Raw genomic sequence first — 22,657 nt, 5'->3', positions numbered from 1 at the left:
GAGGGGAGGACGGCGCGCGGGTGAAGGGCTGGCGCGGCGGATCGGCGCGGCAGGCGGGCGTGGCGGGCCGGCGCGGAACGCGGTCGCGGCGGGCTGCCGCGGCAGGCGGGCGTACAGCGGAGAGGGGGCCTCTCCCGTCCTCGAACGAGATCCGGTGTCTGCGGCTCTCCTGTGGTCCAGTCGCCGCAAGCGACGCACACGGGGGCTCCGGCGAATGGCTCGTTTGCGCGCAACCGATGGGAAGCGCGGATACGGCGCGTGAGGCGATGTCTCAGCGTCGTCGTGATTCCTTCTGCACCGACGGACGCAGGGCGGCGCTTCTCGTGTGCGCGCTCAGGCGCCGCCCCGAGGTCGTCGGCCCTGGTGTGCTGGTTGCCTGAGGACGAGCCGATCGACGACGGAGATCCGGAGTCGATGATCCCATCCGCTCTCTCACCCGCCTTCTCCGGGCGACATCTCGTCCGGGGCTGGCAACGAGGTGTCGCACATGAAAAATGCAGTGTTCTTGACGCTCTTCGGCGCGTCGATGGCGGGGTGCGCCGCGTACGCTCCAAGCTTCAGCGAGCGGCTCGGCGCTTCGGAGGCGATGATTCGAGCCGCCGAGGAGGTCGGAGCCGACGAGGACCCGCGGGCGGAAGCCCACCTCCGCCTCGCCCGGGAGCAGGTGCAGCGGGCGACGAGGCTGTCGGCCGACGGCGTGCCCGATCGGGCGCAGCGCATGCTCCTGCGCGCGCAGGCGGACGCGGAGCTCGCGCTCGCCCTCACGCGCGAGGCGCAGGCCCAGGCCCGCACGCACGAGGCGCTCGAGGAGGTCGGATCCATCCAGCGGCAGCTCCGCTAGGGCTCGCGGACAGGAGGCGCGGAATCATGCGAACCAATCACGGGACAGTGGCCATTCTGCTCGTCGGCGGTCTCCTGGGGTGCGCGAGCGCCCCGCTCCCGCCGAAGGAGCTCATCGAGGCGAGGAAGAGCTACGAGCGCGCCCGGGCGGGCGCGGCGGCAGAGCTCGCGCCCGCGGACCTGCGCGGCGCCACCGAGGCGATGGAGCGCGCGGAGCAGGCGTTCGCCGGGGGGAGCGAGCTCGCCGAGGCGAGGGATCTCGCGTACCTCGCGGGGCGCCGGGCGCAGCTGGCCGAGTCGCTGGGGCGCGCGGCGGCCACGGAGCGGCAGCGCGGCGCGGCCCTCCAGGCGTACGGCGAGGTGCACCTCGCGCTGCGAAGGAGGGAGGCGCCGGCGGTCGACCCGGCCGGTCCGACCGATCCTCCCGGACGGGAAAAGGCGCCGGTGCGATCGCGCGCCCCGGAGCGTCCGGTGGTGATCCTGAACCAACGGTGAACCGGCGCGGCGATCGGCGGAGGAGGCGCGGGCGAGAGCGGAAGACGGAACCGGAAGGCGCGAGGGGGGCAAACGGACGAACGGACGAACGGACGAACGGACGAACGGACGAACGGACGAACGGACGAACGGACGAACGGACGAACGGACGAACGGAAGAGCAGAAGACGACCGCCGCCGGGCATCGCTCTGCTCGAGGCTGTTTGCTCCGTGCCACGCCATCGCGTAGAAGCGAGGACGATGTCCTCGGACGCACCGCAAGCGTCGCCCGTCGCGCACCTTCCCGACGACCTCCCCAGCGAGGAGCGCGCCTCGCTCCGCTTCTTGGCCGTCGTGGCGCTCGTCTCGTGCGCCGCCGACCTGGTGACGAAGGGGTGGGCGCACGCGCGCCTCACCGGGTTCGACCCGAAGCGGTCGGGCGCGAAGGTCCTCACGATCATCCCGGACCACCTCGATTTCATCTTCGCGCAGAACCCCGGCGGCGCCTGGAGCTTCCTGCGCGGCCTCCCGGACGGTCTGCGGCGGCCGTTTTTCCTGTTCGTCTCCGCCGCGGCGATGGTCTTCATCTTCTCGATCTACCGGCGCGTCCACAGGGACCAGACGGGGATGAAGTGGGGGCTCGCGCTGGCGCTCGGCGGCGCGATGGGCAACCTGGTCGACCGGATCCGCTACGGCTGGGTGATCGACTTCATCGACATGTACGTGATCCGCGGCGGTCGGGAGTATCACTGGCCGACGTTCAACGTGGCGGACATCGCGATCGTCGCGGGGGTCATCCTGATGTCCAAGGACATGATCGTCGCGACCCGCAGCGCGAGCGCGCCGTCTCCAGACGCGCGCGGCGCCTCGGAGGGCCCGGCGGGCGGCGACCCCACCCCTCCGCTATCGACGGAAGCGCCTCCGCCTGTGCCGCCGGCCAGCTGAAGGATGCGAGCGGGCGGCTCGGCCGGAGCAGACGGCGCGTGGGGCGGCGCGGCGCGGCGCGGCGCGCCGCGGCGCGCGCAAGTCACGCACGTCACGTGACACGCGCAAGGCGTGAAAGACGCGCGCGGCGGCGCCTGCGGAGGGAAGCCTTTGCCGGAGCGCTCGGTTTGTCGTAGAGGAACGCGCTCCGCATGACTGAAGACGCGACGCCGCGAGACGCTCCCGTTGAGACCGAAGGTACCCATGCGGAGTCGCATCGCTCCGCGCCCCTGAACGCGCCGGCCGGCGAGCCGCCGGCCTCTGCCGGTGAACGCGACCACGAGGGGCGCGGCTCCTCGCAGGAAGGGGACGCCGACGACGTGGTCGCGCCGACGAAGCCCGCCTACCGGCCGTCGTACGTGTTCCTCATCGTCGTCTCGGCGATCACCCTGGCCGCCGATCTCGGCACGAAGTGGTGGGCCAAGGACCGGCTGGAGCCGCAGGCGCTCACGGACCTCACCGCCGCGCCGCGGCCGCTCTCGTTCCGGAAGATCGAGGTGATCAAGGATCACCTGAACATGATCTTCGCGAAGAACCACGGCGGGGCGTGGGGCATCCTGGGCGACGAGAGCGAGGCGATCCGCCGCCCGTTCTTCCTCCTGGTCTCGTTCGGGGCGATCGTCTTCATCGTCGCGCTGTACCGCAAGCTCCACCCCTCCCAGATCGCGCTCAGGTGGGGGCTGCCGCTCGTGCTCGGCGGTGCGCTCGGGAACCTGGTCGACCGCATCCGTTACGGGTACGTCATCGACTTCATCCAGGTCCGGCTCACCTCGACGTTCGTGTGGCCGACGTTCAACGTGGCCGACATCGCGATCGTCGCGGGCGTCGGGCTGATGGCGATCGACATGTTCTCCCCCCACCGCCCCGAGCTCGCAGGGAAGGCGTCCGGCGCGAAGGCGTCCGCGGGCTGATCATGCGGCCCGAGCTGTTCCGCCTGCTCGACGTCGCGTTCCCTGCCTACTTCCTGCTGCTCCTGACCGGCTTCCTCTTCGCGACGGCCATCGGCGCGCTGTGGGCGCGGCGGATCGGCGAGAACCCGGATGTGATCGTCGACCTGGGGCTCGCCTGCCTGCTCGCGGGCGTCGTCGGCGGCAGGCTCCTCCACGTCGTCGCCGACGGATACTTCTGGGATTACGTGCACCTGTGCACCGACCCGTCGCTTGTCGACTGGAAGGTCGAGCAGGCGCTCTGCGCGTCGCGGTACCACGGCGTGTGGGACGCGGCGAAGGGGGTCTGCCACCCGGTCGAGCGCGATTGCCTGGCGTGGGCGAAGTTCTGGGCGGGCGGCCTGACGTACTACGGCGGCTTCGTGGGCGCGTCGGCGATGGCGTACTGGCTGCTCAAGCGCGATCGGTTCCCGTTCTGGAAGGCGGCGGACATGGCGGGCTTCGCCGTCCCGCTGGGCCTCGGGTTCGGCCGGATGGGCTGCCTGCTCGCCGGCTGCTGCTTCGGCCTGCGCACCGACGGGGCGTTCGGGCTCTCGTTCCCGCCGAACAGCCCCGCGAGCGACGCGCAGTTCAAGCTGCTCGAGCTCACGAGCCCGCGCCTGCCGTCGCACCCGGTGCACCCGACGCAGATCTACGAGTCGGCGATGTCGTTCGCCATCGCGGCGATCTGCCTGCTCTACGTGCACGGGCGGAAGCGGTACGACGGGCAGGTCTTCGCGACGTTCCTCGGCCTCTACGCGCTCGGGCGCTTCGTGCTCGAGTTCGTGCGCGCCGACGATCGCGGGGGCTTCGTTGGCCTGTCCACGTCGCAGCTCATCGGGCTCGCGATGGCCGGCGCCGCGGTCGCGATCCACATGGCGCGGAGCCGGAAGGCCGCGCCCGCGGCGGCCGCGCCCGCCGCCTGACTGCGCCGCCGCGGAGGACGGCGCGCGCGGAAGGAGCAGCGCAGCGGTCTGCCGTGGGCGACGCCGCGCGGAGGACGGCGGGCGGAAGGAGCAGCGCAGCGGTCTGCCGTGCGCGACGCCGCGCGGAGGACGGCGCACGGACGACGCAGCGCAGGCGGCCCGGCCGGCGCTGCGCCGCCCGTCAGCCCTTGGTGACTTCCTTCTCCTTGCGCGCCTTGTACGCCGCGCGCTGGGCGTCGGTCGGCGGCTTGCCGAAGAGGTACGCGAGGCCGATCGAGAGCACGTAGAGCAGGCACATCGGCACGGCCATGACGAGCTGGCTCGTGATGTCCGGCGGCGTCAGGATGGCGGCGAGGATGAAGGCGCCGAACACGAACCAGCGGCCGAACAGGATGAGCTGGATGTAGTTGATGATGCCGGCGATGGAGAGGAAGAGCACGATGAGCGGGATCTCGAAGATGATCCCGAAGCCGAGCAGGAGCTGGGCGACGAAGTCGAGGTAGTCGCCCATCATCACGGTCGGCGTGATCGTCACCCCGTCGCCGCCGACCGTGCCGGCCAGGCTGAGGAAGTAACCGAACGAGATCGGGAAGGCCGCTCGCCAGCCGAACCAGCCGCCGCCGACGAACAGGATCGTCGAGAACAGGACGAACGGGATGACGTAGCGCTTCTCCTTGGCGTAGAGGCCGGGCGCGACGAACGCCCACAGCTGGTAGAAGATGAACGGCGAGGCCATCGCCGCGCCGCCGATCATCGACAGCTTGAAGTAAGCGACGAACGCGGCCGCGGGCGCGCCGAAGTGGAGCGAGGGGTTGCCGGCCAGGCTCTGCTCCCGCCACGCCTGCACGAACGGGACGGTCAGGAAGTGCAAGAGCTCCTCGCGCACCTCCCACCCCACGACGCAGGCCGCGAAGAAGACAAGGAGGCTCCGGACGAGCCGCTTTCTCAGCTCGTCGAGGTGCTCCCAGAACGACATCGGCTTGTCTTCGCCCGGATCCTCCGCGGCGTCGCTCGGCGCGCCCTCCGCCCCCGGGGAGCCGCTCTTCACCGCCGCCTGCTCCTGGCTCATCACGTCGCTCCGTTTCCGGTCGCCACGCCCTGCGTCGCCGCGGCGGTCTCTGCCGCCGCGGGCGCTATCGCCGCGGTGGTCTCTGCGGTCGCGGTCGCTGTCGCCGCGGTGGTCTCTACGGCCACGGGCGCTGTCGCCGCGGTGGTCTCTGCGGCCACGGGCGCTGTCGCCGCGGCGGTCTCTGCGGCCACGGGCGCTGTCGCCGCGGCGGCCTCGACGTCGACCGTGGCGTCCGCCGCGCTAGCCGTGGCATCTGCGCCGACCACACCGGTCGTGGCGTCCGCCGCCTTCGCGGTCTCCGTGGGGGCTGCGCTTTCCGGTGCGACCGGCAGGCCGGCGGCGCCGTCCGGGGCCGCGTCCAGCGTCACTCCGTAGGCGTCGCAGCCGAGGACGGGGTACTCGCGCTCGCGGGGCGGCTGCACGACGGGCGGCGGCGGCGGCTCGGGATCCGGCGGCCTCACGCGCGGCGTGGACGAGGCGATCGCACCGGCGGTCACGGCGCCGACGACGGGGTTCACCAGCGTCTCGATCACGTTGACCCGCGACAGGGCGCGGAGCTCGCGGAGCTCGCGCTCGAGCCCCTCCTGGCGGATCAGATCGTCGATGCCGCTCTGCGTCCGGAGCTCCGTGCTCAAGCGGCGGAGCTTGGCGATCCAGCTCCCCGCCGACCGCATCATCGCAGGCAACCGCCGGGGACCGACCACGATGATGCCCACGATGGCGAGCACCATGATTTCGCCGAAGCTGAAGCCGAACACGCGCGCAAGCTAGCGCGCGTGGGAGCAGGGATCCATAGCGACGCTCATGCTGGCCTGGGCGGCGCGCTCGGCCCGACGTCGGCCGCGCCCACGGTCGCCCCGGCGCGGGGCGGCGCCCGGCGGCCGCCCGGCCGCGGCGCCTCCGCCGAAGGCCGCGCTAGCTGCCCGCACGCCGCGCCGACGTCGCCCCCGCCCGAGTAGCGCACGATCGAGCCGACGCCGGCGGCGGAGAGGACCGCGCGGAAGGCGTCGAGCCGCGCCGAGCGCACGAACGGATCGGCCGACGCGCCGCGTTCATCGCCGCCGTCCGGCGAGGGCAGGGGATCGCCGGGCGCGCCGATCGCGTTGTAGGGGATGAGGCTGAGCCGGGGAGAGATGCCGTGCTGCGCCGCGAAGCCGCGGGCGAGCGCGGCCAGGCACGCGGCGTCCTCGTCCGTGTCGTTCCGGTCCGCGAGGAGCGTGTACGCCCACATCGGCGCGTGCCCGCTCGCGCGCGCGTGCTCGCCCACGGCCGCGAGGACCTCCTCGAGCGGGTGCGCGCCGTCGATCGGCATGAGCAGGCGCCGCTTGCCGGGGCGCACCGAGCCGAGCGACAGGCCGAGCCGGACCGCGGGGACCTCGGCCGCGAGCCGCCGGATGCCGGACGGGAGCCCCGCCGTACAGACGGTGATGTTGCGCATGTCGATGGCCTGCGCGCTCGGCTCGGAGAGCACCCGGATCGCCTGGATGACCCGGTCGGCGTTGGCGAGCGGCTCGCCCATGCCCTGGAACAGCACTCCATGGACGCGCGCGCCGCCGCCTACGGTGGCGTCGAGATCGCGGCGGATGAGCCGCACCTGCTCGACGATCTCCCAGGCCTCCAGGTTGCGCGTGAGGCCCATGCGTCCGGTGGCGCAGAACGCGCACGCGAGCGCGCAGCCGACCTGCGAGCTCACGCACGCCGAGTACCGGCCTGGCCGCTCGAGCGGGATGCGCACCGACTCGACCGTCGCGCCGTCCTCGAGGCGGAAGGCGTACTTCACGAACGGATCCTCGGCGCTCGCGCGCCGCTCGACGAGCGCGAGCGTCCTGATCTCGCCCGCCGAGCGCGCCGCGTCGAGCGCGGCGCGCCGGACGGTCGCGGGCGCGCGGGCGGGCAGCTCGCCGAGGCGGTGCGCCAGGGAGACGATGCGGCGCGCGTCGGTGAGGTCGATGCCGCACGCGCCGGCGAGCTCCTCCGGCAGCACGGCCTGGAGCGCGAGGCGGGGGCGGCGTTCGTCCGGGCTGCTTCGAGGGCTGGGATCCACGACGGATACCGACTAGCGCGCCAGGGCGGCCCAGTCTACGGCCGCGCGCGCATGTTTCGCGGGATCCGCCGGAGGGGGCGCGGGTTCGCACCGCTCCCTTACCGCGGGGCTCGCCCTCGCGCAGGGCGGCGCGGCGCAGGCGTCGCCGGAGGCCGGGCCGACGGGACGATGCTGAACCTGGGAGCGACGGTGACGGCGGCGTTCTGAGGCGGCGATGCGATGCCGTGGTCGCCGCCGGCGTCGCGCCCGCCGACGCCACGCTCCCGCCCCTCTCACGCGGTGAGCGCGAGCGGAGAGCGCCTCTGGCCCGACGCCTTGCCCCTCTCGCGAGCGCCTCGAGCGAGCCGAAAAACTTGCGTCCGGCCGCCCGCGACGAAACATAGGGGAGAGTGCCCGCCAGGACCACGGCGCCTCTTCCCTCAGCCTGACGAGCTCTCGCCAGAGAGGCGGACCATGGCGTTCAAAAGCGCAGTCATCGGACACACGACGCAGACAACCAGCAGGATCTTGGCCGTCTTCGAGAGGCCCAAGGGGAGGGCGAGGCTGGCGTTCGCGGACGACAACGGCGTTCGCACGCTCGACGTGCCGATCAGCAGCGCGCCGCCGTTCGGGCTCGCCACGTTCGAGCTGAGCGGGCTGAGCGGCGAGAGGGTTCGTTATGGCATCGTGGAGCACGACGCAGGAGATCCGCTCCCCACACCCGCGGACAACCTGAGCATCAACGGCTCCGCCTTCCGCACCGTCACGAACGGGCCGATTCGAATCGGCCTCGTGAGCTGCAACGACATCGACAACCACGAGTTTCCCAAGGAGCGGCGCGGGGCGATGTGGCGGGCGCTCAAGGCCCTCGTGGACGAAGGGAAGGTGAACCTCCTGGTTCACGCCGGTGACCAGATCTACGGCGACGGCGATCCCACGGGCTGGTCGGCCTCGGAGGGGCGCACCGCCGCGTACCGCAGGCACTACGTGCACACGTGGTCGCACCCTGACGTGGCGGCGGTCCTCGGGAGCTGTCCGAACGTCATGATGTGGGACGACCACGAGATCTACGATGGGTGGGGGTCGAACAACAACGACGGCTCCCCGCCGGCCGTGGAGCGCTACAGGGCCGCGGAGCAGGCGTTCAAGGAGTTTCAGGCGGCGCTGAGCCCGAGGGACCGCGTGAGCAGCTCGGGGTTCGGCTGGATCGCGAAGCACGGCGACGTCGCCATCCTCGCGGTCGATGGGCGGTCGCAGCGCTCGTGGAAGAACGGGACGATCCTCGGCAAGCAACAGCTCGACGACCTCGAGCTCAGGCTCAACGAGCTCGCGGCGCTCGATCTAAGGCACCTCTTCGTCGTGGTCGGCACGCCCGTCGTCTACCTGCCGCTCGCAGCCGCGGAGGCGCTCACGAACACGTTCAACATGGCCTCCGTCGATGACATCCGGGACGGCTGGGCTGCCTCCAACAACCAGAACGAATGCAGGCGTTTCCTGATGTCTCTCATGAATTTCGCCGGCTTCAGCCCTCGCACCCAGGTGACGCTCATGGGCGGCGACATCCACGTGGGCACGATGGCGCACATCGACACGGTCCTCGGGTTCGGGCAGCCGCGCTCGCGACCGCGCCTCTATCAGGTGACCGCGTCCGGCATCGCGCGCCCTGCCCCCAAGGGGATGTCCCGCATCATCCTCTCGCTGCTGACGAACGGCGGCAGTCAGAACCTGTTCAACGGCGACATCAAGGGGTTCCTCCGGGAGATCTCGGGGTCAGAACACAGGTACTGCGTCACGCATCGCAACTTTGCGATCCTCGATCCGAGCGACGGAGCAGACGACTGGGACAAGAACAACAACCTGGTGGTCCGCTTCCACGTGGAGAAGGACAACGGCGGCGTCGGCGTCCTCGAGCAAGTCCTCCCGAGAGTGCACACGTAAGAGCCGAGCGGCCATGCGCCGGCCTTTCGCCGGCGCCGGTACCCTGCTTCCGCAGGCCGGCGCCGGTACCTTGCTCCTGGCGCAGAGGGGTGAGTCGCCGCTTCAGAGGCTCAGGACCATGACGTCGATCCGGCGGTTCTGCGCGCGTCCGCCGGCGGTGTCGTTCGACGCCACCGGTTGCTCGGCGCCCATCCCGGCCACCTCGATGCGATGGGGAGCGATCTGTCGCGCGGTGAGCTCGTTGCGCACCGCCTGGGCTCGCGCCAGCGACAGCGATCTGTTCCCCTCGGCGCCGCCCACGGCGTCGGTGTGCCCTTCGATGCGCACCCGCGCGGAGGGATAGGCGCTGAGGATGACGGCCAGCGCTTCGAGCTTCGGCCGCGAAGCTTCGGTCAACTCCGTGGTCCCGAAGCGGAAGTTCACGCCTTCCATCGAGAAGCGCTTGGGGCCATCCGCGGCTCCGGCGTCGAGGTACCGCGCGATCTCCGCCTCGGAGCCGTGCTCGTCGACGGAGAGGACCTTGCCGCCCGGGAGCGTCATCTCTCCGGCCGTGATCCTGAGCTGCTCGACGATCTCCGGCGCGCTGGGGGGCGCCTCGCCGGGCGCGGCGGCCGTGGGCGCCTCGGCGCGCGGCGGCTCGACCTGCGGCGGCGGCGCGGCGGGCTGAGCGAGATCGTCCCTCGGAGCCGCCGCGATCGGCGCTTCGTGCGTGGGCTCGGCGGCGGTGCGCTCCGGCCTGCGTTCGCGGACGAACGCCCAGAGGCCTCCGAGGACCGCCGCTGCCAGCAAGGTCGGGAGCAGCCATTCTCGCGTCTGACGTTGACGGGCAGGCCCTTCACGCGAGGGAAGCGGGGTTGACGACTCCGTCGTTCGGGACGGGACGGGTGATACCGCATCATGCGGCCGTTCGCGCGCCGCCGCCGCGACGAAAGGAGCGCTCGCCGCCATGGAGGGAGCGAGGAATCCAGCGAGGCCCGCCGGGGCGCGTGGATCGTCCTTGAAGGCTTGCGTGTGATGAGAGAGCAGATCGGCGAGCCCTCGCGCGGTCAGCCCTCTCGACCTCACCTCGCGGCCGAGCACGCACGCGACGATCGGAGCGACCAGGCCGAGCATCGCGGTCGAGCACCGCTGCTCCACGCCGGAGGAGCGGGAGATGAGATCGATCATCCCGCTCGCGCGGTCGCCGAACAAGCGGGCGATCATCGACTGCCCATGGTGCGAGAGCGCCTCGGCCTGCTCGGCGCGGAGGGGCCCTGCTCTCCCGAGCAGACCTTCGTAGTCCCGCTCGGTGATCATCCTGAACAGCTGCGCTGCGCCGCTCTCCGAAGAGGCGACCTGAGCCATCCCGGCGAGCAGCGTCGGCACCGAGCTCTCCGCGGCGCCGCGCACGTTCGTCGGCGATTCATCGCTCAGGCCCAGCCCCTTCGTTGCGGCCGAGATGAGCTCGGGCGTCAAGAAGCCCCTGGTGGTGTCCAGCAACGACATGGTTCCGATCCCTCCGGGAAGTGGTCATCGGCGCGGGCGAAGCAGCGTCATCGCGCACGCGACCCTGCCCGCATGAGCGTCGATCCCGTGTCTGTCTTCCGTTGACTCCGCGCGATGCGAGCGACGTGCCGGCACGCCCGCGCGTCGCGCGCTGTGCCGCGGCTGCACACGGCCTGCCCCTGCCGCGTCCTGCCCCTCGCGCTCGGCGAGGCGAGCCGGCGCGATGGCGCGCGGCGCTCAGCGTCGTGCGAGCGCGGCCGTGCGGGCCTCGGCCGTCAGCGCGGCGAAGGCGTCCGTGCGCGTATAAACGTGGTTGCCAGCCGCGGTGCACCCCGCGCCTCGCGACGTGATGCCCACCACGTCGCCGCGGTCGGCGTCGATCACCGGACCTCCCGAGTCGCCGGCCCAGGTCGCCCCCTCGATCTCGAACTCGCGCGGACCGAGGACCTTGCCGGTCGCCGGATCGGCGCGGGGCCCGACGGCGGCGACGAGGCGCGGACCGCGCGCGGCGCGGACGCCGAGCCGGCTTACCGCTCCGCCGCCGTACCCGACGGCGACCACGCTGTCGCCTGGATCGAGCGCCCCGACCTCGCGCATCCGCAGGGGCGCCACGTCGGTGAGGGGCCGATCGAGCACCAGATAGGCAATGTCCGCATCGCAGAGGACGCGCTCTTTCCCGTGCAGCGTGGCCACGGCGCGCGCCCGCGCGGCGTCGCGGGAGACATCGATATGGTCCCCGGTGTAAATGGCGATCTCGGAAGGATCGATGTCTCCGCCGACGTGATCGCCGTTGTGCGACCTGCCCGAGCGATCGCAGCGAGGGGCCGCGGTCAGGTTGCGCGAGATGCAGTGACGCGCCGTCAAGACGAGGTTCGGCTCGACGAGCGCGCCGCTGCACAGGCTCACGCGTCGCTCGCCGCCCCGGGGATCGCGATGCGAGACGGCCACGGCGACGACGGAGCGCGCGGCGCCGTCGATGAGGGGCTCAGGCGCGCCCTTCGCGCGGGGCGGAACCTCTGTGATCGGCGCGACGGCCGCGACCGGAGGAGGCGAGGCTTCGGCCGGGATGACGGCGACGACGATGCGCGGGACGAGGGCCGCGACGAGGCAGCCAAGGCATCCCGCGAGGCGCGGGACGAGAGACGGGGACACCATGGATGAGGTCACCGACAAAGAGCATGTGAAGAGCGGCCGTGCAAGCCGACCCCTGGAGCTTTTCTCCAGCATCAGAAGGGGAGGTGCCCCCGATGGGTTGTTGTTCCCACCGAGGGGAATCGGAGATGGAAACCAGGTCAGCCAGGTGAGGGGCGCCCAGATGGAGGCGCGCTCTCTGGACTCCCGCGCTCGTCGACTAGCCCCGGCCCTCCAGCGCGCGCGCAGCGCCGGCGCTGCTCGACGCGCCGAGGGCGAGGTGTCGCTCGATCAGGAAGATCAAGCACGACGACGCGAGCGTGAAGGCGATCGCCAGCGCGGCCACGGCGCCCATGCCGTCGAGGCGCTGGTCGGGGAGCTCGTGCAGCATCCTGGCCGCGAGGAACGCGGCGAGCGCCGACGAGAGGTGATCCACGGCCGACTGGATGGATCCGAAGCGCGCCCGCTCGGAGGGGAGCGGGACCTTCGAGGCGAGCGTGCTGTGGGAGATGTTGCGGATCGCCGTCCCGGTCATGAAGGCGACGAAGACGACGAGCACGGGCAGCCCCGGCACGTACGAGTGGAACCCGCCATAGAGGACGGCCACGAGCATCGCCGCCCCGACCAGGCTCGTGCGGAACGCGCCGACGCGATCGATCAGCGCGCCCGCGGTGCGCATCACGACGAAGGTGAGCGCGCCGCCCACGAGGTAGAGCAGGCCGAGCCGCTCGCGCGGATAGCCGAGGTTGTGCTGCACGTAGGCCGAGATGTTCGGGATGACGAGGAACGACGCCATCGTCATGACTGCCGTCGTCGAGTACGAGAGCAGCACGAGCGGGCGGCCGACGAGCGCGCGGAGCTCGCGCAGGGCGGTCCCGGGCGCCCGCGCCCCGGCGAGGTGGCCGCGCATCGAGGGGAGCAGCAGCAGCGCGAGCCCCGCGACGGTGAGCCCGAGCGCCGCGACGGCAAAGAACGGCGCCTGGAAGCCGCCGCGCCGCGCGAGCTCGAGGCCGGCCGGCACCCCGAGCACCGCGGCCAGGGAGTAGGCGCCCATCACGACGCCCATCGCCTTGCCGCGCCGCTCCGGCGGGATCGCGTCCGCGACGAGGGAGAACGCGATCGAGGTCGCGGGCCCCCCGAAGGCCCCGGCGAGCACGCGCGCCGCGAGGAGGCTCGGCAGGCCGGTAGCGAGGCCGCCAGCGGCCGTGCCGAGGACGAGGCCGAGCATCGCGACGGCGAGCGCGCTGCGCCGGTCGAAGCGGTCCAGGAAGAACGCGCCGGCGACCCCCGAGACCGCCGCCGCCGCGGTGTAGCTGCCGCCGATCAGGCCGATGTCGGACATCGGGATGCCGAGCGCGACCGCGAAGTCCGGCCCGAGCGGCATGACGACCATGAAGTCGAGCAGGTTGACGAACTGGACCGCGGCGATGAGGAACAGGAGGGTCCGTTCGGAGCGAGCGTTCTGCACGACCGTGGGCTCAGCTCTGGGCCTTCGCGCCCGCGCCGCGCTCGATCACGCCGCGGCTCGCCAGCTCGAGCAGCGCGTCGTGCGCCGCGTCGATCGTGTGATCGATCTGCGCCTCGGTGTGCGCGCCGCAGAGGAAGTTGACGTCGCGCCGCAGCAGGACGCCGCGCCTCGCCATCGCGCCGACGAACGGCTCCATGCGCTTCGTGTGGACGGCCAGATCCTCGGCCATGAGGAAGAAGGGGATCGCGTCGTACCCCACGACGCGCAGCGGGAAGCCGCCCTGCTCCGCGCGCCGGTTGATGCCCTCGCGGAGCCGCTTCCCGAGCGCGGCGACCTTCGCGATGGTGTCGGTCTCGCGGTACTCGCGCAGCGCCGCCCTGCAGACCTCGAGCGAGAGCATCTCGCCGCCGAACGTCGTCGACACCTGGAGCTCCGAGAGCCGGCTCATCACCTGGCGCGGCCCGGCGATCGCCGACAGCGGCATGCCCGCGGCGATGCCCTTCGAGAAGCAGACGAAATCGGCCTCGATCTGGTAGTACTCCTGCGCGCCGCCGCGCGCGAGCCGGAACCCGGTGACGACCTCGTCGAGGACGAACAGCACGCCCTGGGCGCGGCACGCCTCGCGCACCTTGCGCAGGTACTCCGCCGAGACGCACCGCTTGTAGGGCAGCGAGAGCAGCACGAGCGCGAGCTCCGGGCCCTTGCTCGCGATGAGATCGAGCAGCGGCTGCTCGTCGGCCTCGGCCATGAGCGGCATGCGGTGGGTGTACTCGCGCAGCACCGCCGGGACGCCCGGGGTGTCGAACATGAAGTGGTCGTGCCAGCCGTTGTAGCCGATGGTGACGACCTTCTCCCTGCCGGTCACGTGGCGGGCGAGCCGGATGGCCGCGGACGTCGCGTCCGCGCCGGTCTTGAAGAAGCGGGCCATCTCGGCGCCCGGGGTCATCGCGACGAGGTCCTGCGTGGCGGTGACCTCGACCTCCGTCGGCAGCGAGTGAAGGATGCCCCTGTCGAGCCGCCGCCGGATGGCGTCGACGACCGCCGGGTGGTTGTGCCCCAGCGTGTTCGCCCCGAGCCCGCAGATGTAGTCGATGTACTGGTTCCCATCGACGTCGCGCACCAGCGCGCCCTCGCCGCCCTCGAGGTACACGGGGAACGAGCCGAGCGCGAACATCTCCGGCCGCTTCATGAGCGACTGCGTGACGCCGGGGATGAGCCGGCGCGCCTCGGCGAGCAGCGCGTTCGAGCGGTCGAGCCGGAGCCCCTCCGCGGCGCCTTGCGGCGCGCCGCCTCCCTGCTTCCTGTCCCGTGGGTCGATCGTCTGTGTGGTCATCGTGGTCGTTCTCTCTGGCTAGAGGTTCTCGTCCGTGAGCCGGTGTCATGAGGGGCGCGGCGCTCGCCGCGCCGCGCTGGAAGGGGGCGGCAGGAGGCCTTCCTCGACGCAGCGATCGAGGTAGCGGTAGAGGAGCGCGCGATCGATCGACGGGCACGTGATGCCGGTGCCAGCCAGGCCGCGCTCCAGGTTGTCGCAGCGCACGCGCCCGATGCCGAAGGTCGCCTCTCCGTCGGCCGGGGCCGACTGCAGATCGAAGAACGCGAGCGTGGCGCTGTCCGCGGCGTCGGCGCCGTCCTTCAGCCGCGCGCGCCACGCCGCGACCGGGCGCCGCTCGACCGGGTAGCCGTAGTCGCGCGCCCAGTCGAAGAGCTCCGTCAGCCGGACCTCGGGCGCAGGGGCGACGTTGACCACGGCGCCCGTGGTCTGCGCGGTAAGCGTGGTAAGCGAGAGCCGCACGATCGCGCGCCCGACGTAGTCGACGGGCGTCCACACCTCCCTCACGTCGAGATCGGGCAGGACGCCGGCGGGGATGCCGGCCCGCAGCAGCCGGAAGACCAGATCCTGCTCGTTGACGACGCCCGTGTCGGGCGCGCCGACGACGCGGCCCAGGCGGTACACGGCGACCGGCAGCCCGCGCTCCGCGGCCTGCTGCACCAGGCGCTCGGCCGCCCACTTGCTCTGCTGGTAGCCGTCGCGCAGGCCGGGGTGCGGCGGCACGAACGCCTCCGCGACCTCGGGGCTCGCCGCGATGCCCGGGGCCACGGCGAGCGTCGACACGTGGTGCAGCGGCTTGGGGCGCGCCGCCGCGGCCAGGCGGAGCGCCTCGCGCGTGCCGATCACGTTGGCGGCGCGCAGGCTGCGGTAGTCGCGCACGAGGCTCACCACCGCGGCGTTGTGGTAGATGGCGTCGCACTCCGCGGCGAGCTGGCCGAACCGCGCGGCGCTCAGGCCGAGGCGGGGCTGCGTCAGGTCGGCGGGCACGGCGAGCACCCGCGCGTCGATGCCGTCCACCGGCAGGCGCTGCTTCGAGAGCGCCTGCCGGATCCGCTCCGCTGCGTGCGCCTCGCTCGCGGCGCGCACCAGGCAGACCACGGTCGCGTCCGTCTGCGTCAGGAGCTCGTGGAGCAGGTGCGCGCCGACGAAGCCGCTCGCGCCGGTGAGCACGACCTGCCGCGGGCGACCGCCGCCGCCGGACCACGCGAGCGATCGGGGGACGACGTCCTCGGGGAGCTCGGCGTCGGCCAGCATGGCGCCGGGGGGCTCGCCGCTCGTCTGCGCCGCCGCCGCGCCCTGCGCCTCGTCGAGGGCGCGCGCGAGCGCCGCGACGGTCGGGTGGCGGAAGATCATCGCGACGGGGATCTCCCGTCCGAGATCGACGCTGAGCCGGTTGGCGACCTGGATCGTCTGCAGCGACTGGCCGCCGCGCTCGAAGAAATCGTCGTGCGCCGACAGGCCGCTCACGCCGAGCACCTGCTCCCAGACCTGCAGCAGCTGCCGCTCGAGCGCCGTCGCGGCGGCAGGCGGCTCCGCCGCCGCGGCGATCGGCGCCTCCCGCAGCGCCTTGCGGTCGATCTTGCCGGAGCTCGTCCTCGGCAGCCGATCGGTGAGCACGAAGGCCGAGGGGATGGCGGCCGCGGGGAGCAGCGAGCGCGCGTGCCGGCGGAGCTCGGCCGGCGACGGGGCGGGGTCTCCGGCGACGAGGAACGCGGACAGGCGCTTGCCGCCGCCGGCCGAGGCGTGCCCGATGACGGCCGCCTCCCGCACGGAAGGGTGGCGCAGGAGCGCGGCCTCGATCTCGAGCGGATCGACGCGGTGGCCGCTGATCTTGAGCTCGTCGTCGACGCGCCCGACAAAGACCATCTGCCCGTCGGCCCGCTGGAGGACCAGGTCGCCGGTGCGGTACGCGCGCGGGCGGCCCTCCAGCTGGTCGAGCACGACGAAGCGCGCGGCGTCGAGGTCCGGCCGCCCGAGGTACCCCCTCGCCAGCCCGGGCCCGATGAGGTGGAGCTCGCCCACGGCGCCCTGCGGGACCAGCCGGCCGTGCGCGTGCGTGTCGATGATGGCCGCGCGAACCCCGGGCAGCGGCGTACCGATCGGCGCCTCGTGTCTGTCCTCTTGCGCCTCGTCCGGCGCGTCGCCGCCGCTCAGCGTGGCGGCCGAGGCGACGACGGTCGCCTCGGTGGGGCCGTAGGTGTTGAGCAGCCGCGCGCGCCGACCGACGGCGCGGCGGAAGCGCTCGACGCGCTCGGGCAGCGCCGCCTCGCCGCCGATGATGACGGTGCGGACGCGCTCGGGGAGCGACGCCGCGCCGGTCGAGAGGCCGTAGGCGAGCTCGTGCCAGAACGCGGTCGGCAGATCCAGGACGGTGATCCGGTGCCTTTCGCAGGCGTCGAGCAGCCGCGGCACGGATTGCAGCATCTCGTCCGTGCGCAGCACCAGGGCGGCGCCCGCGCACAGGGTCAGGAAGATCTCCTCGACGCTGGCGTCGAAGTGCAGCGGCGCGAACTGCAGCACCCGGTCGTCGCGGCGCAGATCGTAGCGGTGGGTCGCGGCCGCCACGAAGTGGGCCAGCGCGCCGCGCTCGATCATGACGCCGTTCGGGCGGCCGGTGGAGCCGGACGTGTAGATGACGTACGCCAGGTGCTCCTCCGCGCCCTGGACCAGCGCCCGCGCCGGCGCGCCGTGGATCGCCTCGTCCAGGAGCACGAGGCGCGCCGCGCGATCGCTCCCCACCTTCGCGGCGTGCTGCGACGTCGTGACGACGATCGCCGGCCTGGCGTCGTCGAGGATCGCCGTCGTCCTCGGCTGCGGCCCGTCCGGATCGAGGGGGAGGTAGCCTGCGCCAGCGTAGAGCGCGCCGAGGATCGCGGTGATGGCGCCGATGCTGCGCGGCAGGAGCACCGCGACCAGCGTGTCCGGCCCGGCGCCGAGCGCGGCCAGCCGGGCGGCGAGCCGCCGGGCGGCGAGGTCGAGCTCGCCGTAGGTCACGCGCTCGAGGCCGTGGTGGACGGCGGTCGCGTCCGGCTGCTCGCGCGCGCGCAGGGCGATCTGCTCGACGACGGGGCGCGCCGGCGCGGGCAGCGGGCCCCCGTCGAGCAGCGCGCCGGGCTGCCCGGCCGCCTGCGCGCCGGGCGCGCGCGCCGCGGCCCGGGGGAGGTCGATCTCGGCGCGATCGAGGGCCTGCTCGGGGGCGGCGGCGACCGCCTCCAGGAACGCGAGGAAGCGCCGCTGGTGCGCCGAGAGATCCTCGTCGCCGTAGCAGGCCGGGTTGGCGTCGAGGTCGAGCCGCGGCCCGCGCCCGTCCGACCTCGCGTAGATGCCGAACGACAGATCCTCGACCGGGCCGGCGGAGATGTTGTGCGCGACGCCGCGATGCCCCGCGAAGCGCAGGTCGTAATCGAACGGCATGATGTTGACCACCGGGCCGAACAGCCGGCGGCCGCCGCCGATCAGCTTGAGATCCCGGCGGAGCTGCTCGTAGCGATACCGCAGGTGCGGCCGGATGGCCGCGAGCTCGGCCGCGACCTGCCGGGCGACATCGACCAGGCTCGCGCCCTCCGCGACCGGCACCCGGAGCGGGACGATGTTCATGACCATGCCCGGGATGCGCAGCGACACCGAGCCGAGGCGCCCCATCACGGGCAGCCCCAGGACGATCTCGGGCGCGCCGGTGAGCCGGTGCGCGTACGCCGCGGTCGCGGCGACCACGACGTCAGGCCAGGTCGCCTTCGCCTGGCGCGCCACGTCCTTCAGCCGGTCGACGGTGGACGGCGCGAGCGACGCCGTCCGGCGCAGGCAGGCGCGCGACGCGGGCGCCGGCTCGTCGCCGAGGCTCACCGGCTCGGGCCGGTCGGCGAAGCGCTGCGTCCAGAAGGCGCGATCGCGCTCCAGATCGGGGGAGGCGCGGTAGGCCAGATCCTCGTCGACGACCCGGCGCAGCGACCCGAAGGCGCCGCCTTCGCTCGATCGGCCCTCGACGCGCGCGGTGTAGATCTCGGCCACCCGCCGCGCGATCAGCGAGAAGCCGTAGCCGTCCAGCGCGATGTGGTGCGCGCGCTGGTACCAGAAGAGCCGATCGGGCCCCGCCGTGAACAGCGCCTCCGTGAAGAGGGGCCCGCGCGCGAGATCCACCGGCCTCGCGAGATCCTCGCGCATCCACGCCTCGGCCGCGGCGAACGCGTCCGGCGCCGCGCTGACGTCGACGCGGTGTACAGGGAAGTCAGGGGACGGGTCGAGGCGCTGGCGCGGCCCGTCCGCCTCGCTCGTGAAGCGCACGTGCAGCGCCTCTGCCTCCGAGACGGCAAGGCGTATCGCGGCCTCGAGGATCGCGCGATCGATGGACCCGCAGATCTCGACGCACTCGCCCGCGTTGTACACAGGGCTCGCGGGGTCGAGCTGCTGGCCTAGCCAGATACCGTGCTGCGCGGCCGACAGCGGCCAGCGCGCGTCCTGAGGAGCGACCATGACGACAACCCTCCTGGTTCAACCGGCGCTCGACGGGACAGCCGCCAGAGGCACGCTCGCGGCAGGCGATCCGCGGCCCGCGACGACGGCGCAAAGGCGGCCGTGACGCCCGCGCCAGCGCCGTTGGAACGAGAGCGGAGCCCGCCGGCGCAGCGGGGCCCGAGCCCCGAGAGCACGCAGGGCAGGGGCGCCGGACGTCGTCCCGACAGCGGACCTCGATGACGCCGCGATGGGCGTGGCCATCTAGGCGTCGACGAGCGAATGAAAATGAAAACTACTTTCAAGTTCGTTTATGGTGAGGTGGGGTGGGCATTGTCAAGAGAATTCGTTGGGACCCCCGCCGCGGGCCACCGTCCCGTGGTGGGCCTGTCCGCGCCAGCGAGGCACGGCGCCGGCGACCCGAGCGAGCGCGAGATCGCGCCGGTTTCGGCCGCGATCTCGCGCTGCTCGGACCTGCGGACGTCGCGACGTTTCGCGGACGCTCTCCGACCGCTTTCGCTTGACAACGCTGTTGGTAGCATGGCAGGTTCTCGATTGAAAGTGAAAGTGACTTTCATTATTGAAAGTGGGGTTCCACGATGGACAACCTGATGTCGAAGGCGACGGCTCCGCCCGACAGCCGGTGTGATCACTGCGGCGTTGCTGGACGTGCCGAGCCCAATTCCGTGCGCTGCGGCTGCGGCAGCCTTCTCGCCCGGTATGTGCCCGGCGGCGTCGAGCTGAAGTGCCGGCGGTGCAAGCGCGTCGTCGTCGTCCCGGTCCCGGCGGCGGCGGAGGACGTGAGCGGTTGAATCTCCCAGGGCGCTGACATGACAGCTCGCGGCGGCGACCCCTGGCCAGCGCGGTCTGCGCCATCCGAAGAGGCCTGAAGAGCCGGCGAGCGAGACGCCACGACAACCAGCTTGCGCAGAGCCGGCCAGAGCGCCGCTTCGTCACGCTCCGGTGAGCATGCCCGGTGATCTCATGATTCGATTACAGCCCTTGCGTTGCGCCGCGCTGGCCGGGACTCTGGTCCTCGCCCCCTGCGGTGCCCTGTTGGCCTTCGCAGCGGACGCGCGGGCGAGCGAAGAGGCCCCTGCCGACGAGGGCGACGAGGGAGCGGCACCCGGGGCCGAGACAGCGCCAGCGGCGCGCGCCCCGGGCGATGGCGCCGCGCTCGCGGTGCGCCCGCCCGAGCTCACGGGCGCCGTCGAGGCGGCGTATCCGCAGGCGGCGCGCGAGGCGGGGTTGGAGGGGAGCGTCGTTCTGCGGCTGACGATCGACGCGGAAGGGCGTGTCACCAGCGCAGAGATCGCCGAGCCCGCGGGCCACGGGTTCGACGAGGCCGCGCAGCAAGCGGCGCTGCGCTTCCGCTTCACGCCCGCCCGGCGAGGCGACCGGAGCGTCGCGTCGCGCATCCTCTACCGCCACGACTTCCGGCTGCCTGCGCCGACCCCCGCGGCCGCGCCCGTCGCGGGCGCCGCCGGTGCCGCGCCCGTCACACGACCCGTCGGTGCCGCGCCGGTCGCTGGCGCCGCAGGGCCAGCTCTGCCCGCGATCGAGGTGAGCGTGCGGGGGGCCTCCGAGGCCGAGCGGCTCCGTACCTCCGCGCAGGCGGTCCAGGTGATCGAGACCGTCGAGGCCAAGCGTCAGGCCGCGGATCTCGGCCAGGTGCTGGCGCGCGCCGAGGGCGTGAGCGTGCGCCGCCTCGGCGGGCTCGGCTCCGACGCGCGCTTCTCGCTGAACGGCCTCACCGACGACCGGATCCGCTTCTTCCTCGACGGCGTGCCGCTCGACCTCGCCGGGCACTCCTTCGGGGTCGCCAACGTGCCGGTCAACCTCGTCGAGCGCGCCGAGATCTACCGCGGCGTCGTCCCGCTGCGCTTCGGCACGGACGCGCTCGGCGGCGCGGTGAACCTGGTGACCGATCAAGACACGCGCGGCACGGGCGCGTCGGCGTCCTATCAGGTCGGCTCCTTCGGCACGTACCGGCTGACCCTCGGCGCGCGCCACGCGCACGCGCCGAGCGGCCTCTTCGCCCGCGCGAGCGGGTTCGTCGATCGCGCGCGGAACGACACCCCGATCGACGTCATGGCGTTCGACGAGAGCGGGCGCCTGTCGCCCGCGCGCGCCCGGCGGTTCCACGATGGCTACGTCGCGGCCGGCGGCGCGGCCGAGGTGGGGGTCGCCCGGCGGCCGTGGGCCGACCGCCTGCTCCTTCGCGCCTTCTTCACCTCGCACGACAAGGAGGTGCAGCACGGCCTGCTCGTCGACATGCTCGACGGCAGGGTCAAGTCGCCGCCCTTCGGAGAGGTCACCTTCGGCAGGCAGACCGGCGGCGCGCTGCTGCGGTATGCGCAGCCGTTCTCCGGGAGGGCGCGGCTCGACGCCCTCGCGGGGTACTCGTACGCGCGCACGACCTTCCTCGACGTGGCCACGTGCACCTACGACTGGTCGGGCGGCTGCGTGGAGCGCCCGTATCGGGGGGAGGTCGGGGACGACGCGAACGACCAGCAAGTCCGCCAGCACACCGCCTTCGCTCGCGTCAACCTGGCCTGGCACCCCGCGACCGAGCACCTCCTGCGCTTCGGGCTCTCGCCGAGCCACGTGACGCGCACCGGGAGGAACCTTGTCGTGGCCGAGCCCGAGAAGGACCCGCTGACCGCGGAGCGGGAGCTGTGGAGCGGCGTGGCAGGCGTCGAGTACGAGGCCAGGCCCCTCGAAGGCCGGCTCGCGAACATCGCCTTCGCCAAGCTCTACCTGCACGGCGTCCGCACCCGGGAGCACCTGCCGAGCGGCCGGATCGGCGACGTCGATCGAGCGACCCACCGGGTGGGGGCAGGGGACAGCCTGCGCTTCCGCTTCACCGACGCCCTCTACGCCAAGGCCTCGTACGAGTACGCCACCCGCCTGCCGACGCCGGAGGAGCTGTTCGGCGACGGAGGGCTCATCGTCTGGAATGTCCACCTGGAGCCGGAGGCGAGCCACAACGTCAACCTGGGCGTGACCCTGGAGCGCGCGGGGACCGGCGCGGGACAGCTCCGGTTCAGCGCCAACGGCTTCGGTCGCTTCACCGAGGATCTGATCACGCTGCGAAGGCACCTGGGCTACTCGGAGTACGGCAACACGCTGTCGGCGCGATCCGTCGGTATCGAGTCGACGGCCGGGTGGACCGCTCCGGGCGACTGGCTGTCGGTCGACGGTCACGTCACCTGGCAGGACTTCCGGGACGGCTCGACCGGCGTTCGCATCCAGAACCAGCCGTACCTGTTCGGCGGGGTCGTCGCGCGCGCGCAGTGGCCCGAGATCGCGGCGAGGCGTGATGTCCTGTCCATGACCTGGCACGCCGATTATGTACACGCCTTCTTCGTCGGCCCGGAAGGCCGCGGCGCAGCCGATTCCAAGGCGGAGATCCCGTCGCAGCTCGTGCACACGCTCGCGCTCACGTACCTGGTCGAGCGCGGCGGATGGACGGTGAGCTCGACCGTCGAGGTGCAGAACCTCACCGACGAGAAGGCCTTCAGCTTCTATGGCGTCCAGCGCCCCGGGCGAGCGGCGTACGCCAAGCTCGCCTTGAGCCTGTGAGCCGATGTTCGTGCGACAGCAGTTGAAAC

Annotated in this window: 16 protein-coding genes; 8 read left to right on the top strand and 8 right to left on the bottom strand. The window is 72.6% G+C overall.

Translation table 11 applies throughout. The features are described 5' to 3' along the window. Nucleotides 1-487: 487 nt before the first annotated feature. From WMF39_RS21625 to WMF39_RS21605, 5 genes are all read left to right on the top strand, one after another. Entirely contained in the window at nucleotides 488-841 is a 354-nt protein-coding gene (locus tag WMF39_RS21625; RefSeq protein ID WP_437747356.1) for a DUF4398 domain-containing protein, read from the top strand. A gap of 26 nt (nucleotides 842-867) precedes the next feature. Beyond that, nucleotides 868-1,335 (top strand): DUF4398 domain-containing protein, encoded by a 468-nt coding sequence (locus tag WMF39_RS21620; protein WP_437747355.1) that lies wholly within the window; start codon nucleotides 868-870, stop codon nucleotides 1,333-1,335. Nucleotides 1,336-1,575: 240 nt separating this feature from the next. Further along, nucleotides 1,576-2,259, top strand: coding sequence for a signal peptidase II (gene lspA, locus WMF39_RS21615; RefSeq protein WP_437747354.1), 684 nt, complete (start codon nucleotides 1,576-1,578; stop codon nucleotides 2,257-2,259). 191 nt (nucleotides 2,260-2,450) lie between these two features. After that, nucleotides 2,451-3,209, top strand: coding sequence for a signal peptidase II (lspA, locus tag WMF39_RS21610; protein WP_437747353.1), 759 nt, complete (start codon nucleotides 2,451-2,453; stop codon nucleotides 3,207-3,209). Nucleotides 3,210-3,211: 2 nt separating this feature from the next. Further along, nucleotides 3,212-4,150 (top strand): prolipoprotein diacylglyceryl transferase, encoded by a 939-nt coding sequence (locus WMF39_RS21605; protein ID WP_437747352.1) that lies wholly within the window; start codon nucleotides 3,212-3,214, stop codon nucleotides 4,148-4,150. 181 nt (nucleotides 4,151-4,331) lie between these two features. On the opposite strand, the gene tatC is transcribed toward WMF39_RS21605, so the two are convergent. The 3 genes from tatC to rlmN are packed head-to-tail and all read right to left on the bottom strand — an operon-like array spanning nucleotide 4,332 to nucleotide 7,263. Continuing rightward, nucleotides 4,332-5,219, bottom strand: a complete 888-nt coding sequence (tatC, locus tag WMF39_RS21600) for a twin-arginine translocase subunit TatC (protein ID WP_437747351.1) — start codon at nucleotides 5,217-5,219, stop codon at nucleotides 4,332-4,334. Next, on the bottom strand, nucleotides 5,219-5,977 hold the full coding sequence (locus tag WMF39_RS21595; RefSeq protein WP_437747350.1) for a twin-arginine translocase TatA/TatE family subunit: 759 nt from the start codon (nucleotides 5,975-5,977) through the stop codon (nucleotides 5,219-5,221). Before WMF39_RS21595 ends, tatC begins: the two co-directional genes overlap by 1 nt. A gap of 44 nt (nucleotides 5,978-6,021) precedes the next feature. Beyond that, nucleotides 6,022-7,263, bottom strand: a complete 1,242-nt coding sequence (gene rlmN / locus WMF39_RS21590; RefSeq protein ID WP_437747349.1) for a 23S rRNA (adenine(2503)-C(2))-methyltransferase RlmN — start codon at nucleotides 7,261-7,263, stop codon at nucleotides 6,022-6,024. A 453-nt stretch (nucleotides 7,264-7,716) separates the two neighbouring features. Between rlmN and WMF39_RS21585 the strand changes: the two genes are divergently transcribed. After that, complete coding sequence (locus tag WMF39_RS21585) at nucleotides 7,717-9,180, top strand: alkaline phosphatase D family protein (RefSeq protein ID WP_437747348.1); 1,464 nt, start codon at nucleotides 7,717-7,719, stop codon at nucleotides 9,178-9,180. A 102-nt stretch (nucleotides 9,181-9,282) separates the two neighbouring features. Here WMF39_RS21585 and WMF39_RS21580 read toward each other — a convergent pair whose 3' ends face one another. The 5 genes from WMF39_RS21580 to mxcG all read right to left on the bottom strand — a co-directional run bounded on the left by WMF39_RS21580 (nucleotide 9,283) and on the right by mxcG (nucleotide 19,064). Further along, complete coding sequence (locus WMF39_RS21580) at nucleotides 9,283-10,665, bottom strand: OmpA family protein (RefSeq protein ID WP_437747347.1); 1,383 nt, start codon at nucleotides 10,663-10,665, stop codon at nucleotides 9,283-9,285. Between the two features lie 237 nt (nucleotides 10,666-10,902). Continuing rightward, nucleotides 10,903-11,820 (bottom strand): trypsin-like serine protease, encoded by a 918-nt coding sequence (locus tag WMF39_RS21575; RefSeq protein WP_437747346.1) that lies wholly within the window; start codon nucleotides 11,818-11,820, stop codon nucleotides 10,903-10,905. Between the two features lie 196 nt (nucleotides 11,821-12,016). Then, nucleotides 12,017-13,264, bottom strand: a complete 1,248-nt coding sequence (locus WMF39_RS21570) for an MFS transporter (protein ID WP_437747345.1) — start codon at nucleotides 13,262-13,264, stop codon at nucleotides 12,017-12,019. 10 nt (nucleotides 13,265-13,274) lie between these two features. Beyond that, on the bottom strand, nucleotides 13,275-14,597 hold the full coding sequence (locus WMF39_RS21565) for an aminotransferase class III-fold pyridoxal phosphate-dependent enzyme (protein ID WP_437747344.1): 1,323 nt from the start codon (nucleotides 14,595-14,597) through the stop codon (nucleotides 13,275-13,277). Between the two features lie 45 nt (nucleotides 14,598-14,642). Continuing rightward, nucleotides 14,643-19,064, bottom strand: coding sequence for a myxochelin non-ribosomal peptide synthetase MxcG (gene mxcG / locus WMF39_RS21560; RefSeq protein ID WP_437747343.1), 4,422 nt, complete (start codon nucleotides 19,062-19,064; stop codon nucleotides 14,643-14,645). A 578-nt stretch (nucleotides 19,065-19,642) separates the two neighbouring features. On the opposite strand from mxcG, the gene WMF39_RS21555 reads away from it, so the two are divergent. Then, nucleotides 19,643-19,855, top strand: a complete 213-nt coding sequence (locus tag WMF39_RS21555; protein ID WP_437747342.1) for a hypothetical protein — start codon at nucleotides 19,643-19,645, stop codon at nucleotides 19,853-19,855. A 244-nt stretch (nucleotides 19,856-20,099) separates the two neighbouring features. Then, nucleotides 20,100-22,628, top strand: a complete 2,529-nt coding sequence (gene mxcH, locus WMF39_RS21550) for a TonB-dependent siderophore myxochelin receptor MxcH (protein WP_437747341.1) — start codon at nucleotides 20,100-20,102, stop codon at nucleotides 22,626-22,628. Nucleotides 22,629-22,657 lie beyond the last annotated feature (29 nt).

The sequence above is a fragment of the Sorangium sp. So ce1504 genome (assembly GCF_051521635.1).
GTDB classification, from domain to species: domain Bacteria; phylum Myxococcota_A; class Polyangia; order Polyangiales; family Polyangiaceae; genus Sorangium; species Sorangium cellulosum_B.
This window is presented reverse-complemented; position numbering and strand designations above follow the sequence as displayed.

Coding starts and splice junctions, on each gene's coding strand:
- WMF39_RS21625 (WP_437747356.1), top strand. CDS start 488: ATGAAAAATGCAGTGTTCTTGACGCTCTTCGGCGCGTCGATGGCGGGG.
- WMF39_RS21620 (WP_437747355.1), top strand. CDS start 868: ATGCGAACCAATCACGGGACAGTGGCCATTCTGCTCGTCGGCGGTCTC.
- lspA (WP_437747354.1), top strand. CDS start 1,576: ATGTCCTCGGACGCACCGCAAGCGTCGCCCGTCGCGCACCTTCCCGAC.
- lspA (WP_437747353.1), top strand. CDS start 2,451: ATGACTGAAGACGCGACGCCGCGAGACGCTCCCGTTGAGACCGAAGGT.
- WMF39_RS21605 (WP_437747352.1), top strand. CDS start 3,212: ATGCGGCCCGAGCTGTTCCGCCTGCTCGACGTCGCGTTCCCTGCCTAC.
- tatC (WP_437747351.1), bottom strand. CDS start 5,219: ATGAGCCAGGAGCAGGCGGCGGTGAAGAGCGGCTCCCCGGGGGCGGAG.
- WMF39_RS21585 (WP_437747348.1), top strand. CDS start 7,717: ATGGCGTTCAAAAGCGCAGTCATCGGACACACGACGCAGACAACCAGC.
- WMF39_RS21580 (WP_437747347.1), bottom strand. CDS start 10,665: ATGTCGTTGCTGGACACCACCAGGGGCTTCTTGACGCCCGAGCTCATC.
- WMF39_RS21575 (WP_437747346.1), bottom strand. CDS start 11,820: ATGGTGTCCCCGTCTCTCGTCCCGCGCCTCGCGGGATGCCTTGGCTGC.
- WMF39_RS21565 (WP_437747344.1), bottom strand. CDS start 14,597: ATGACCACACAGACGATCGACCCACGGGACAGGAAGCAGGGAGGCGGC.
- mxcG (WP_437747343.1), bottom strand. CDS start 19,064: ATGGTCGCTCCTCAGGACGCGCGCTGGCCGCTGTCGGCCGCGCAGCAC.
- WMF39_RS21555 (WP_437747342.1), top strand. CDS start 19,643: ATGGACAACCTGATGTCGAAGGCGACGGCTCCGCCCGACAGCCGGTGT.